The 13,027-nt window shown below is 72.2% G+C and carries 12 protein-coding genes; 11 read left to right on the forward strand and 1 reads right to left on the reverse strand.

Features of this window, described 5'->3' with window-relative positions:
• Positions 1-38: 38 nt before the first annotated feature.
• The 7 genes from rsmD (at position 39) to mutM (ending at position 5,264) form a co-directional block, all read left to right on the forward strand.
• The gene (gene rsmD / locus BMX65_RS24285; protein ID WP_075002487.1) at positions 39-638 is read left to right on the forward strand and encodes a 16S rRNA (guanine(966)-N(2))-methyltransferase RsmD; all 600 of its coding nucleotides are present in this window, start codon (positions 39-41) and stop codon (positions 636-638) included.
• 53 nt (positions 639-691) lie between these two features.
• Positions 692-1,171, forward strand: coding sequence for a pantetheine-phosphate adenylyltransferase (gene coaD / locus BMX65_RS24290; protein WP_079172055.1), 480 nt, complete (start codon positions 692-694; stop codon positions 1,169-1,171).
• Between the two features lie 150 nt (positions 1,172-1,321).
• Positions 1,322-2,425, forward strand: a complete 1,104-nt coding sequence (locus tag BMX65_RS24295; RefSeq protein WP_075002489.1) for a F0F1 ATP synthase subunit B family protein — start codon at positions 1,322-1,324, stop codon at positions 2,423-2,425.
• 203 nt (positions 2,426-2,628) lie between these two features.
• Positions 2,629-3,186 carry a YceD family protein gene (locus BMX65_RS24300; protein ID WP_019355810.1) on the forward strand — a complete coding sequence of 186 codons (558 nt, stop codon included), beginning with the start codon at positions 2,629-2,631 and terminating at the stop codon, positions 3,184-3,186.
• 2 nt (positions 3,187-3,188) lie between these two features.
• Positions 3,189-3,362 carry a 50S ribosomal protein L32 gene (gene rpmF / locus BMX65_RS24305; protein WP_016470089.1) on the forward strand — a complete coding sequence of 58 codons (174 nt, stop codon included), beginning with the start codon at positions 3,189-3,191 and terminating at the stop codon, positions 3,360-3,362.
• Positions 3,363-3,381: 19 nt separating this feature from the next.
• Positions 3,382-4,278 (forward strand): ribonuclease III, encoded by an 897-nt coding sequence (rnc, locus tag BMX65_RS24310; protein WP_075002491.1) that lies wholly within the window; start codon positions 3,382-3,384, stop codon positions 4,276-4,278.
• 98 nt (positions 4,279-4,376) lie between these two features.
• Positions 4,377-5,264: a bifunctional DNA-formamidopyrimidine glycosylase/DNA-(apurinic or apyrimidinic site) lyase gene (gene mutM / locus BMX65_RS24315; RefSeq protein ID WP_075002492.1), complete on the forward strand. Its 888-nt coding sequence runs from the start codon at positions 4,377-4,379 to the stop codon at positions 5,262-5,264.
• Between the two features lie 204 nt (positions 5,265-5,468).
• Here the strand turns inward: mutM and BMX65_RS24320 are convergent, their stop codons facing one another.
• On the reverse strand, positions 5,469-6,353 hold the full coding sequence (locus BMX65_RS24320) for a CAP domain-containing protein (RefSeq protein WP_075002493.1): 885 nt from the start codon (positions 6,351-6,353) through the stop codon (positions 5,469-5,471).
• A gap of 222 nt (positions 6,354-6,575) precedes the next feature.
• Between BMX65_RS24320 and BMX65_RS24325 the strand changes: the two genes are divergently transcribed.
• The 4 genes from BMX65_RS24325 to BMX65_RS24340 all read left to right on the forward strand — a co-directional run bounded on the left by BMX65_RS24325 (position 6,576) and on the right by BMX65_RS24340 (position 12,936).
• Entirely contained in the window at positions 6,576-6,908 is a 333-nt protein-coding gene (locus BMX65_RS24325) for an acylphosphatase (RefSeq protein WP_272944200.1), read from the forward strand.
• A gap of 312 nt (positions 6,909-7,220) precedes the next feature.
• Positions 7,221-7,427, forward strand: coding sequence for a hypothetical protein (locus BMX65_RS24330; RefSeq protein ID WP_019355816.1), 207 nt, complete (start codon positions 7,221-7,223; stop codon positions 7,425-7,427).
• Between the two features lie 252 nt (positions 7,428-7,679).
• Complete coding sequence (smc, locus tag BMX65_RS24335) at positions 7,680-11,258, forward strand: chromosome segregation protein SMC (protein ID WP_075002494.1); 3,579 nt, start codon at positions 7,680-7,682, stop codon at positions 11,256-11,258.
• 238 nt (positions 11,259-11,496) lie between these two features.
• Positions 11,497-12,936: a sugar porter family MFS transporter gene (locus BMX65_RS24340; protein ID WP_075002495.1), complete on the forward strand. Its 1,440-nt coding sequence runs from the start codon at positions 11,497-11,499 to the stop codon at positions 12,934-12,936.
• Positions 12,937-13,027: the final 91 nt, after the last annotated feature.

Consider the following 13,027-nt stretch of genomic DNA (forward strand, 5'->3'; position numbering starts at 1 on the left):
GATGCCGAGCACGCACCCCACACAGAGGATCCGCACCCATGACCCGCGTCATCGCCGGCGCCGCAGGCGGGCGACGGCTGGCCGTCCCGCCGGGCACCGGCACCCGCCCCACCTCCGACCGGGCCCGCGAGGGCCTGTTCTCCAGTTGGGAGTCCCAGCTCGGAGGCGCCGCGGGCTGGCAGGGCCTGCGGGTGCTGGACCTGTTCGCCGGCTCGGGTGCCGTCGGGCTGGAGGCGCTGTCCCGGGGAGCCGGGCAGGTGCTGCTCGTCGAGGCGGATCCGCGTGCCGTGCGCACCGTCAAGGAGAACGTGCGGGCGCTGGGGTTGGCCGGGGCCGAGGTGCGCTCCGGCAAGGCGGCTCAGGTGCTCGCAGGTGAACCGCCTTCGACCCCGTTCGACCTGGTCTTTCTCGATCCGCCGTACGCGATGGCCGACGACGAGCTGCAGGAGACACTCCTCACACTCCGGGCCAGGGGCTGGCTGGCGCCCGCCGCGCTGGCCACCGTGGAGCGCAGCACCAGGGGCGGCGATTTCCGCTGGCCGGAGGGTTTCGAGGGACTCAGATCCCGTCGCTACGGCGAGGGAACGCTTTGGTACGGTCGCGCCGCCGCGCGGGAAGTTACTCCCGCGTCATGCTGAGATCACCTGAGGCAGGGCCCCGCGCCCGCCGTGAGGAGAGCGAGGAAGTGCCAGTGCGCCGCGCAGTCTGCCCGGGGTCGTTCGACCCCATCACCAATGGCCACCTCGACATCATCGAGCGCGCTTCCCGGCTGTACGACACGGTGCATGTCGCCGTGATGATCAACAAGTCCAAGAAGGGGCTCTTCGCGGTCGACGAGCGCATCGACCTGATCCGCCAGGTCACCGAAGCCTTCGGGAACGTCGAGGTCGAGGCGTTCCACGGGCTGCTGGTCGACTTCTGCAAGGAGCGGGACATCCCCGCCATCGTCAAGGGGCTGCGCGCGGTCAGCGACTTCGACTACGAGCTGCAGATGGCGCAGATGAACAACGGCCTCTCCGGCGTCGAGACGCTCTTCGTCCCGACCAATCCCACCTACAGCTTCCTCTCCTCCAGCCTTGTCAAGGAGGTCGCCACCTGGGGCGGCGACGTCTCGCATCTCGTCCCCGAGGCCGTCGACCGGGCGCTGGCCGAACGTCTCACCAAGCCCTGACGTGCGCCGGGCCGCAGCCCCCGGGATGCGGACCCGCACCGTCCCCGGGGGCGTATGCGTCCAGGACCCGGACGGTGCTGACCTGCCCGGACCGGCCGGCTTCCGGGAAGGAGTAACAGGCCCGCGCCCACGGGTCGTACAGTCACCTGCGTGGACGTACAGCAGAAACTCGACGAGATCGTGGCGACCGTCGACGGCGCGCGCTCGATGCCCATGTCCGCCTCCTGCGTGGTCAACCGGGCAGAGTTGCTCGCCAAGCTCGAGGAAGTGCGCCAGGCGCTGCCCGGCTCCCTGGCCGAGGCGCGCGAGGTGATCGGCGGCCGCGAGCAGGTGGTGGCCGAGGCCCACCAGGAGGCGCAGCGCGTCATCGAGGTGGCCCAGGGCGAGCGCGCGGCGCTGGTGGCCGGCACGGAAGTGGCCCGGCGCGCGCAGGAGGAGGCCGACCGCATCCTGGCCGAGGCCCGCCGGGAGGCGGGCGAGATCCGGGTCGAGGCCGACGACTACGTCGACAGCAAGCTCGCCAACTTCGAAGCCGTGCTCTCCAAGACCATCGGCTCCGTCGAGCGCGGCCGGGAGAAGCTGCTGGGCAGCGGGCCCGGTGCCGAGGAGTGGCACGAGGAGTACGCGCACGAGGCGCCCGAGCGCACCGGCGACCCCCGCGAGCTGCAGCGCCGGGCCGACAGCTATGTCGAGGCGCGGCTCGGTTCGGTCTCGGCGGTGCTCACCAAGACGCTGGAGGCCGTGGGACGCGGCCGGCTCAAGCTGCACGGCCACGAGCCCATCGACGAGCTGGCCGCGCACATGGCGGCGCAGGACGGTGCCGAGGGCTTCGCGCAGCACACCAGCGACGCCGACTACCTGGCCGGGCTCGCGCACACCGACCCGGCGGCGCGGGCGACGCAGGACGAGCAGCCCCAGCCGCCGCAGCCCGCGCAGCCGCCGCAGCCCTCCTACAGCCCGGCGCAGCCGCAGGACCCTTACTACGCGCAGCAGCAGATGCCCTACGACGGGGGGCAGCAGCACGATCCCTACGCCTACGCCCAGCAGGCGCAGCAGGATCCGTACTACGCGCAGCAGCAGCACGACCCCTACGGCTACGGCCAGCAGCAGGACGGCTACTATCAGCAGCCCCAGCAGCAGCACTACCAGCAGCCGCCGCAGCAGCAGCTCGACGAGACCAGCCTCTTCGACACCAGCATGATCGACATCGATCAGGTCCGGGCCTACGAGCAGCGCCACGGCCACGGGGGCTGATCCCGGCGGCCCGCGGGGCGCGGCGCCACCCGGGGTGCGGATTGGGCCATGAGGGAGCCGTCAAGTATCCTGTCTCTTCGGCCGTGCGTGGATGTCACGGCCCCAGCCCCACCCGTAGAAAGCAGGAAGCCCTGAACGCCCCCCTCGACCACCGCGCGCCCCTCGTGTTCGACACACGCGAGCTGGGGCGGCGACCTGGTGCGATGAAGCGGCTCTCCCGCGAGGTGGAGTCCCCCGGCGACCTGGGTGTCGAGTTCATCAAGGTTCCCGACGGGGCGACGATCGAGCTGGACCTCCGCCTGGAGTCGGTCATGGAGGGGGTACTCGTCACGGGTACCGCCCGTGCGCCGCTCACGGGGGAGTGCGTAAAGTGTCTGGAGCCGCTCGACCAGCGAGTCGAAGCGGACTTCCAGGAGATGTTCTCCTATCCCGACGCCGACGACCGGGGCCGCCCCGTTGCGGAGCCCGGCGAGGACGAGGAGGACGAGGACACACTCTTCCTCGAGGGCGATCTGTTCGACCTCGAACCCGTGCTGCGGGACGCGGTGGTGCTCGCACTGCCGCTGCAGCCGGTGTGCCGCGAGGACTGCCCCGGCCTGTGCCCCGAGTGCGGGGCCCGGCTGGCGGACGACCCCGACCACAGGCACGAAGAAGCCGTCGACATCAGGTGGGCGGCACTGCAGGGACTCGCCGAGACCATGCCGGACGGCGAGAAGGACAACGAGCCCCGCACCGACGGGGACGACTCACAGGAGAAGTAGCCGTGGCTGTTCCGAAGCGGAAGATGTCGCGCAGCAACACGCGCCACCGCCGGTCGCAGTGGAAGGCTGCGGTCCCCACCCTGGTGAAGTGCGAGCGCTGCCGCGAGCCCAAGCAGCAGCACATCGCGTGCCCGAGCTGCGGCACCTACAACAAGCGTCAGGTCCTCGAGGTCTGATCGGCGGGTGACAGGCTCCATGTCCGACGCCGGAACTCCGCAGAGTCCCGTCCCCGGGAAGGGGGGAGACTCCGCGGAGCTGGTGGACTCGGCCTCGTCGCACGCAATTCTGGAAGGGCGGCTCGGTTACCGACTGGAGTCCGCCCTTCTGGTGCGTGCGCTGACGCACCGCAGCTACGCCTACGAGAACGGCGGGCTGCCCACCAACGAGCGCTTGGAATTCCTCGGTGACTCGGTCCTCGGACTCGTGGTCACCGACACCCTCTACCGGATGCATCCGGACCTCCCGGAGGGCCAGCTCGCGAAGCTGCGGGCCGCGGTGGTCAACTCGCGTGCCCTCGCGGGGGTCGCCCGCGGGCTCGACCTGGGTGCTTTCATCCGCCTCGGCAGGGGTGAGGAGGGCACCGGCGGCCGGGACAAGGCGTCGATCCTCGCGGACACGCTGGAAGCGGTCATCGGCGCCGTCTACCTCGACCAGGAGCTGGAGGCGGCCTCCGAACTGGTGCACCGCCTCTTCGACCCGCTCATCGAGCGGTCCTCCAACCTCGGTGCCGGTCTCGACTGGAAGACCAGCCTGCAGGAGCTGACGGCCGCCGAGGGACTCGGCGTCCCGGAGTACCTGGTCTCCGAGACGGGCCCCGATCACGAGAAGACCTTCACGGCTGCTGCCCGCGTCGGTGGTGTCGCGTACGGCACCGGCACGGGACGCAGCAAGAAGGAGGCCGAGCAGCAGGCCGCCGAGGCCGCCTGGCGCGCCATCTCGGCCCGCGCCGAGGCCGCCGCGGAGGGCGAGGGCGACGGTCCGCGGACCGGCAAGGCCGCAGCCGCCGGCAAGGGCGCCGCGGCGCCGTCCGTCCCGGACGGGCAGCGCAGCGAGCCCACCGAGCCCACCGAGGGCAGCGCCGCGTCGCGCTGACCCCGCGCACACCGCACCGTCCGGCACGGCCGCCCTCCTCGGGGCGGCCGTGGCGTTTCCGGCCCCCAGCAGGCGGGGCCCTGCCCGTGAGGAGTCCCGTGCCCGAGCTGCCGGAAGTCGAGGTCGTCCGCCGCGGCCTGGAACGCTGGACGGGTGGCCGCACCATCAGCACCACCGAAGTGCTGCACCCGCGGGCCGTCCGGCGCCACCTGGCCGGTGCGCCGGACTTCACCGCGCGACTGGCGGGCCGACGCCTCGGACCGGCACAGCGCCGGGGCAAGTATCTGTGGCTGCCCGTCGAGGACGGTTCCCACGCGCTCCTGGCCCACCTGGGGATGAGCGGACAGCTCCTGATCCAGCCGCCCGGCACCCCCGACGAGCGGCACCTCCGGGTCCGCATCACCTTCGCGGACGCCGCGGGCGGTGAGCTGCGCTTCGTCGACCAGCGCACTTTCGGCGGGCTCTCGCTCCACGCGACGGCCGAGGACGGGCTGCCCGACGTCATCGCGCACATCGCCCGTGACCCACTGGACCCCGCCTTCGACGAGGCGGCCCTGCACACGGCACTGCGCCGCCGCCGTACCACCGTCAAGCGCGCTCTGCTGGACCAGTCGCTGATCAGCGGCGTCGGCAACATCTACGCCGACGAGGCGCTGTGGCGCTCCCGGCTGCACTACGACCGCCCCACGGCGACCCTGACCCGGGCGCAGACCGCCGAGCTGGTCGGACATGTGCGGGAGGTGATGACGGCCGCGCTGGCCCAGGGCGGCACCAGTTTCGACAGCCTCTATGTGAACGTCAACGGCGAGTCCGGCTACTTCGACCGCTCGCTGGACGCCTACGGCCGCGAGGACGAGCCCTGCCGCCGCTGCGGCACCCCGATGCGGCGCAGCGCCTGGATGAACCGCTCCAGCTACTTCTGCCCCCGCTGCCAGCGCCCCCCGCGCCCGCGCGGCGACGGCCGCCCGAGTCCGGCACGGGCTTAGCTCCGTCGCTCGGGCAGGCCGGTGACGCGATGTGCCGGACCCGGCAGCGATCCGGCCACGGTCGCCCCTCCTCCGCCCCGGACACCGAAGCTTCGCGGAGCTCGCGCGTCAGACACCCCTGGGAAGAGTCTTCCGCGAACCGGAGCGCCCCCTGTCCGGCCCGGACAGGGGCTCATCCAGGGGCCGGGTCCGCACGGGGCGGGCTCAGAAGCCGAAGTCCTGGGTCCACCAGGGGCCGCCCTCGGCGAAGTGCGCGCCGACGCCCAGGGTGCGGTAGTCGCAGTTGAGGATGTTGGCCCGGTGACCGGGGCTGTTCATCCAGGAGTCCATCACGGAGCGGGCGTTGGCCTGGCCGCGGGCGATGTTCTCGCCGCCCAGGTCGCTTACGCCGGCCGCCTCGGCGCGGTCCCAGGGGCTCTTGCCGTCGGGTGAGGTGTGCGAGAAGTACCCGCGCCGCGCCATGTCCTCGCTGTAGTCCCCGGCCAGTGCCGCCAGCTCGGCGTCGGCCGTGAGCGGCTTGCAGCCCGCTTTGGCCCGCTCCTGGTTGACCAGCGCGAGGATCTCGCTCTCCGCGGCGGACTCCTGGTCGGCGGCGGCGGTGCTGCCGCCGCCCGATCCTCCGGGGTCCGGCCTGGAGCTGCCGGCGCGGGAGCCGTGCTCCTCCTCGCGGGTGGGCTCAGGGGTCTTCGACGCCTGCTTCGAGGGGGAGGCGGTCGGCTTCCCGGAGGGGGGCTCGCTCTTCCGCGAGGGGGTGGGGCTGGGGCTGGGGCTCTTGTCGGCATCGCCGGGGGGTGCCGTGGAGTCGAGGTCGGTGGGGGTGGCGGAGACCGGCGGGACCGCGGGGCCGGTGCCGTCGGCCTGCACCCGGCTGTCCCGGGGTCCGCCGAGCCCGCCGGGCGCGGGTATCAGCCCGGACGCCACGGCGACGGTGCCCATCGCGAGCGCGGCGGAGGCGCCCAGCACTCCGGTCCGGACGGGGGTGCCTGCGCGTCTGCGGCGCCTGCCGCCCCGGTGGGGGTGTACGGCCTGCGGCTCGGAGGACTCCGGCGGGACGGCTGGAGTGGGGGTAGCGCGTCGATGGCGGCCCATCTGTGCTGTCCTCACATTGCTCGGCGATACGGCGTCAAGGTTCCGTCTTCCTTCACTCCCAGGTGTGAGCGGGAAGTGAAGAGAGTTGCCGGGCAATGTACGGCATCCCCACGGGGGCTGATGTATCCGCTCGGGAATTGTCCGGATAGCGTGCACCCCATGGCTGCCATCAATCCGACCGACGACGCGGACGGAACGCCGCGCGAACAGCTGAGTGAACAGATGAGTGAGCAGTTCGCCGAGCAGTTCGCCGAAGAGCCCGACAGGGTACGGCCCGAGGAGCCCGCGCGGCTGACCGCCTGGGTGCGCGGGGAGGTGCAGGGGGTCGGCTTCCGCTGGTTCACCCGCGCGGCGGCGCTGCGGATCGGCCGGCTCGTCGGCTTCGCGCTGAACCTCGGCGACGGCCGGGTGCAGATCGTCGCCGAGGGCACCCGCGCCGACTGCGGACACCTGCTGGAGTGGCTGCGGAGCGGGGACACGCCCGGGCGCGTCGACGGCGTCACCGAGATCTGGGACACACCCCGCGGGGGGTATCGCGGCTTCGCGATTCGGTGATCCACAACAGTTGCCAATCGCGCTCCACCATGCAAAGCTTCCGCAACGAGTGAGCGACGTGGATCTTCCATCCGCCCCCGCGGGACAGCCGCCTCCGGCGCCGGACGCCGTCGAGCCGAAACAGGCCCGGGGGTAGCTACGTGTGATCGTGTTGACCGTCAAACCATTTGGTGAGATCCTGAAACCCCGCGCACCTGAGCTGTTTGATCCAGAGAACCTTTAGCAAAAGTCCAGAGCAGACCCTCAACGGTGCGATTCCCTCACGACCCACCACATCCACGGTCGGTCACTCAGTGTGGAGGACCATCCATCATGGCAAAGGCGCTTCTCGGTCACGTCGGCGGCTACGACCCCCGAGTGCTCGCCGAGATGCGACGGCTGCAGCAGCGTGTCCAGGACCTGGAATCCGAGCTCGTTCGGATGCAGGCTGAGAACGACGCTCTGTCCGCCGCCGCCCGGCACCACGACTCGGTGTTCGAAGACCTCGACGTGAAGACGGCCGAGCCTGCGCTGACCTGATCCTCGCCCGCCGGGCAGGACGGGCTGAGCAGGACAGCCGTAGTCGGAAATCTCAAGGGACGCTTCGGCGTCCCTTAGTTTTTGTCTCCTGGTGATCCGCTGGTGTGTGGGGTGTGTGCTCATCGTGGCGCGATGCGTTACGTCTGATCTGCCCCCGCCCCCTCCAGGTGAAACCCCCGCGCGAAACCCTTCCCGTCGCTTCGGCGCCGTCGGCGCGACATCCTGCGGCCTCCCTCGGTAGGGTCCGGACGCGTGCACCTCAAGAGCCTGACACTGCGGGGATTCAAGTCCTTCGCCTCCGCCACGACGCTGCGCTTCGAGCCCGGCATCACCTGCGTCGTCGGCCCCAACGGCTCGGGCAAGTCCAACGTGGTCGACGCCCTCTCCTGGGTGATGGGGGAGCAGGGTGCCAAGTCCCTGCGCGGCGGCAAGATGGAGGACGTCATCTTCGCCGGGACCACGGGCCGCCCACCGCTGGGCCGCGCCGAGGTCTCGCTGACCATCGACAACGCCGACGGCGCGCTGCCCATCGACTACTCCGAAGTCACCCTCACCCGGATCATGTTCCGCAACGGGGGCAGCGAGTACCAGATCAACGGCGACACCTGCCGGCTGCTGGACATGCAGGAGCTGCTCTCCGACTCCGGCATCGGCCGCGAGATGCACGTCATCGTCGGCCAGGGCCAGCTCGACGGCGTCCTGCACGCCGACCCGACCGGGCGGCGCGCCTTCATCGAGGAGGCGGCGGGCGTCCTCAAGCACCGCAAGCGCAAGGAGAAGGCGCTGCGGAAGCTGGACGCCATGCAGGCGAACCTCTCCCGCGTCCAGGACCTCACCGACGAGCTGCGCCGCCAGCTCAAGCCGCTCGGGCGGCAGGCGGCCGTGGCCCGCAAGGCCCAGGTCATCCAGGCGGACCTGCGCGATGCGCGGCTGCGGCTGCTCGCCGACGACCTGGTCGCGCTGCGCGAGGCGCTGCGGACCGAGGTCGCCGACGAGGCGGAGCTCAAGCAGCGCAAGCAGGCCGCCGAGGCCGAGCTGCGGGAGGCCCAGCGCCGCGAGGCCGACCTGGAGCAGCAGGTCCGCACCCTGGCGCCCCGGCTGGAGCGGGCCCAGCAGACCTGGTACGAACTCTCCCGGCTGGCCGAGCGGGTGCGGGGCACCATCGGTCTGGCCGATCAGCGCGTCCAGCACGCGGCCGCCCCCCAGGCGGAGGAGCGCAGGGGCCGGGACCCGGAGGAGATGGAGCGCGAGGCGGCCCGGATCCGGGAGCAGGAGGCCGAGCTGGAGGCCGCGTTGGAGGCCGCGAGCACCGCGCTGGAGGACACGGTCGCGCACCGTGCGGAGCTGGAGCGGCGGCTGGAGCAGGAGGAGCGCCGGCTCCGGGACGCGGCACGCGCGCTCGCCGACCGCCGGGAGAGCCTGGAGCGGCTGCGCGGCAAGGCGGGGGCCGCGCGCAGCCGCGCCGCCTCGGCCGAGTCCGAGATCGAGCGCCTCGCCGCCGCGCGCGACGAGGCCCTCCACCGCGCCGAGCAGGCCCAGACCGAGTACGAGGAGCTGCGCGGCGAGGCCGACGGCCTCGACGAGGGCGACGTGCGGCTCGCGGACCGGCACGAGGAGGCCAAGCGCGAACTGGCCGAGGCCGAGCGGGTCCTCGGCTCCGCCCGCGACGCGCTCACCGCGGCGGAGCGCGAGCGGGCAGCGACCGCGGCCCGCCACGACACGCTGGCGCTGAACCTGCGCCGCAAGGACGGCACCGCGGCGCTGCTGGCGGCCAAGGACCGGCTCACCGGCCTGCTGGGCCCGGCGGCCGAGCTGCTGACCGTGACCGCGGGCCACGAGCTGCCGATAGCGGCCGCCCTCGGCGCGGCCGCCGACGCGGTGGCCGTGGCGGACGTGTCGACGGCCGCCGAGGCGCTGCGGCTGCTGCGCAAGGAGGACGCCGGCCGCGCGACGCTGCTGGTGGCCGGCGACAGGGGGCCGGGCACCGGGGACACCCGGGGACATCCCGGTGCCCCCTCCGCGGGCACCCCGGCCGTCGCGCTGGTGACCGTGCCCGAGCGGCTCCGCCCGGCTGTGGAGCAACTCCTCGGCCGCACCGTCGTGGTCGACACCCTGGAGGCGGCGGAAGCGGTCGTCAGAGCGCACCCGGAGCACACCGCGGTCACCGCGCAGGGCGACCTCCTCTCCGCCCACCGCGCCGGCGGCGGATCGGAGGGCGCGCCCTCCCTGCTGGAGGCCCAGGCCGCGGTGGACGAGGCGGCCGCGCAGCTCACCGAGCTGGAGGACCGCTGCGAGCAGCTCGCCGCAGAGCAGGACCGGGCCGCCGCGGAGCGCCGGGCGCGCGCCGCGGAACTGGAGGAGAGCGCGGCCCGCAGGAGCAGCGCCGAGCGGGAGAAGTCCCGGGTCGCCGGCCGGGTGGGCACCCTCGCGGGGCAGGCCCGGGCGGCTCAGGGCGAGGCCGAGCGCGCCGCGGCCGCGGTCGCCAAGGCGCAGGAGGCGCTCGCCGCGGCCCGCCAGGAGGCCGAGGAGCTGGCCGAGAGCCTGGCCTCGGCCGAGGAGGCGCAGGAGGCGGAGGGCGCCGAGGACCCCGACACCTCGGTCCGTGACCGGCTCGCGGCCGACGGCGCCAACGCGCGGCAGACCGAGATGGAGGCCCGCCTCCAGGTCCGTACGCACGAGGAGCGGGTCAAGGCGATCGCCGGGCGGGCCGACTCCCTGGACCGGGGCGCCCGCGCCGAGCGCGAGGCCCGGGCCCGGGCCGAGGAGCGCCGGGCGCGGCTGCGCCACGAGGCGGAGGTCGCACGGGCCGTCGCGGACGGGGCGCGGCAGCTGCTCGCCCATGTCGAGGCGTCGCTGGAGCGGGCCGGGCAGGAGCGCGAGGAGGTCGAGCGGACCAAGGCGGAGCGCGAGCGGACGCTGGCCGACGAGCGGGGACGGGGCCGGGGGCTCAAGGAGGAGTTGGACAAGCTCACCGACTCGGTGCACCGCGGCGAGGTGCTCGGCGCCGAGAAGCGGATGCGCATCGAGCAGTTGGAGACCAAGGCGCTGGAGGAGCTGGGCGTCGAGCCCGCGGGGCTGGTCCGCGACTACGGCCCCGACCAGCCGGTCCCGCCGTCCCCGCCGGCGGAGGGCGAGGAGCTGCCCGAGGACCCGGAGCATCCGCGGAACACGCCGGTCCCCTTCGTCCGGGCCGAGCAGGAGAAGCGGCTCAAGGCGGCCGAGCGGGCCTACCAGAAGCTGGGGAAGGTCAACCCGCTGGCGCTGGAGGAGTTCGCTGCGCTCGAGGAGCGGCACCAGTTCCTGAGCGAGCAGCTCGAGGACCTGAAGAAGACGCGTGCCGACCTGCTGCAGGTCGTCAAGGAGGTCGACGAGCGGGTCGAGCAGGTCTTCACGGAGGCGTACCACGACACCGCGCGCGAGTTCGAAGGTGTCTTCGCGCGGCTGTTCCCCGGCGGCGAGGGCCGGCTGGTGCTCACCGACCCGGGCGACATGCTGTCCACGGGTGTGGACGTGGAGGCCCGGCCGCCGGGCAAGAAGGTCAAGCGGCTCTCGCTGCTCTCGGGCGGCGAGCGGTCCCTGACGGCGGTCGCGCTGCTGGTGTCGATCTTCAAGGCCCGGCCCAGCCCGTTCTATGTGATGGACGAGGTCGAGGCGGCGCTGGACGACACCAATCTGCAGCGGCTGATCCGGATCATGGAGGAGCTCAAGGACAGCTCCCAGCTGATCGTGATCACCCATCAGAAGCGCACGATGGAGGTGGCCGACGCGCTCTACGGGGTCTCCATGCAGGGCGACGGCGTCTCCAAGGTGATCAGCCAGCGGCTGTCCTGAGCGGTCGGCGAGGCGGCCGGAGACGGGTACCACTCTTCACAAGTCGAACGATGATCTCGCTTCGTGTGCTCTGAGTCGCAGAAGCCGACCTATTGACTTCATGAATTGAACATTTACAGTCTGAGAAGCCGCCGTTAAGCCGGAGGCCAGCGCGATTTCCCCGCGCAGGCCCGTCTTCGTTCCTTGCACGGTGGTGTCCCCACCCGGCACCGGCGCCGGGGAACCTCAGGAGAAGAACGTGACCAGCACAGCGCAGGAAGCGCAGACGCCGCAGCCGCGGCCAGGCACCGGAGCGCACACTGCGCCCCTCGGCCGTGTCGTCTTCATCACCGCAGCCGCCGCCATGGGCGGCTTCCTCTTCGGCTACGACAGCTCAGTGATCAACGGGGCGGTGGAGGCGATCCGCGGCCGCTTCGACGTCGGCTCCGCGATGCTGGCGCAGGTCATCGCCGCCGCCCTGATCGGCAGCGCGATCGGCGCCGCCGTCGCCGGACGGACCGCCGACCGAATAGGCCGCATCAAGGTCATGCGGCTGGCCGCCGTCCTCTTCGTCGTCAGCGCCGTCGGCTCGTCCCTGCCCTTCGCCCTGTGGGACCTGGCCATGTGGCGGGTGCTGGGCGGTATCGCCATCGGCATGGCCTCCGTCATCGGCCCGGCCTACATCGCCGAGGTCTCCCCGCCCGCGTACCGCGGCCGGCTCGCCTCCTTCCAGCAGGGCGCGATCGTGCTCGGCATCGCCGTGTCGCAACTCGTCAACTGGGGCATCCTCAACCTCGCCGACGGCAAGCAGCGCGGTGACGTCGCCGGGCTGGAAGCCTGGCAGTGGATGCTCGGCATCATGGTGATCCCCGCGGTCGGCTACTTCCTGCTCTCCTTCGCCATCCCGGAGTCCCCGCGCTTCCTGATCTCCGTCGGCCGCCAGGACAAGGCCCGCGAGGTGCTGGCCGGGGTCGAGGGCGAGCACGAGGGGCTCGACACCCGGATCGGTGACATCGAGACGGCGATGCGCAGCGAGCACAGGTCCACCTTCCGGGACCTGCTCGGCGGGCGCTTCGGCCTGCTGCCCATCGTCTGGGTCGGCATCGGGCTCTCCGTCTTCCAGCAGCTCGTCGGCATCAACGTCGTCTTCTACTACTCCTCGACGCTGTGGCAGTCGGTGGGCATCAACCCCGAGAGCTCGTTCTTCTACTCCTTCACGACGTCGATCGTGAACATCATCGGCACCGCCATCGCCATGGTCTTCGTCGACCGGGTCGGCCGGAAGCCGCTCGCGCTGATCGGCTCCGTCGGCATGGCCCTCTCGCTGGGCTCGGTCGCCTGGGCGTTCTCCGCCAAGACCGGCTCCGGCGACAACGTCTCGCTGCCGGACGCGCAGGGCGTCGTCGCACTGGTCGGCGCGCACACCTTCACGCTGTTCTTCGCCCTCTCCTGGGGCGTGGTCGTCTGGGTGCTGCTCGGCGAGATCTTCCCGAACAAGATCCGTGCCGCCGCGCTCGGTGTCGCAGCCTCCGCGCAGTGGGTGGCCAACTGGGCCATCACCGCGAGCTTCCCGAGCCTCTCGGAGTGGAACCTGTCCGCCACCTACGTCGGCTACACGGTCTTCGCCCTGCTCTCGATCCCGTTCATCCTCAAGTGGGTGCCGGAGCCGAAGGGCAAGGCGTTGGAGGAGATGGGCTAGCCCCCCCGCCGCCCACTCCTCGCACGGCGCTGCCCCGGTTCCTTCGCCAGGAGCCGGGGCAGCGGGCTGTCCGGGGCCGCTGCCCGCCGCC

This window comes from Streptomyces qinglanensis, assembly GCF_900111245.1.
In the GTDB taxonomy this organism is placed as follows: Bacteria; Actinomycetota; Actinomycetes; order Streptomycetales; family Streptomycetaceae; genus Streptomyces; species Streptomyces qinglanensis.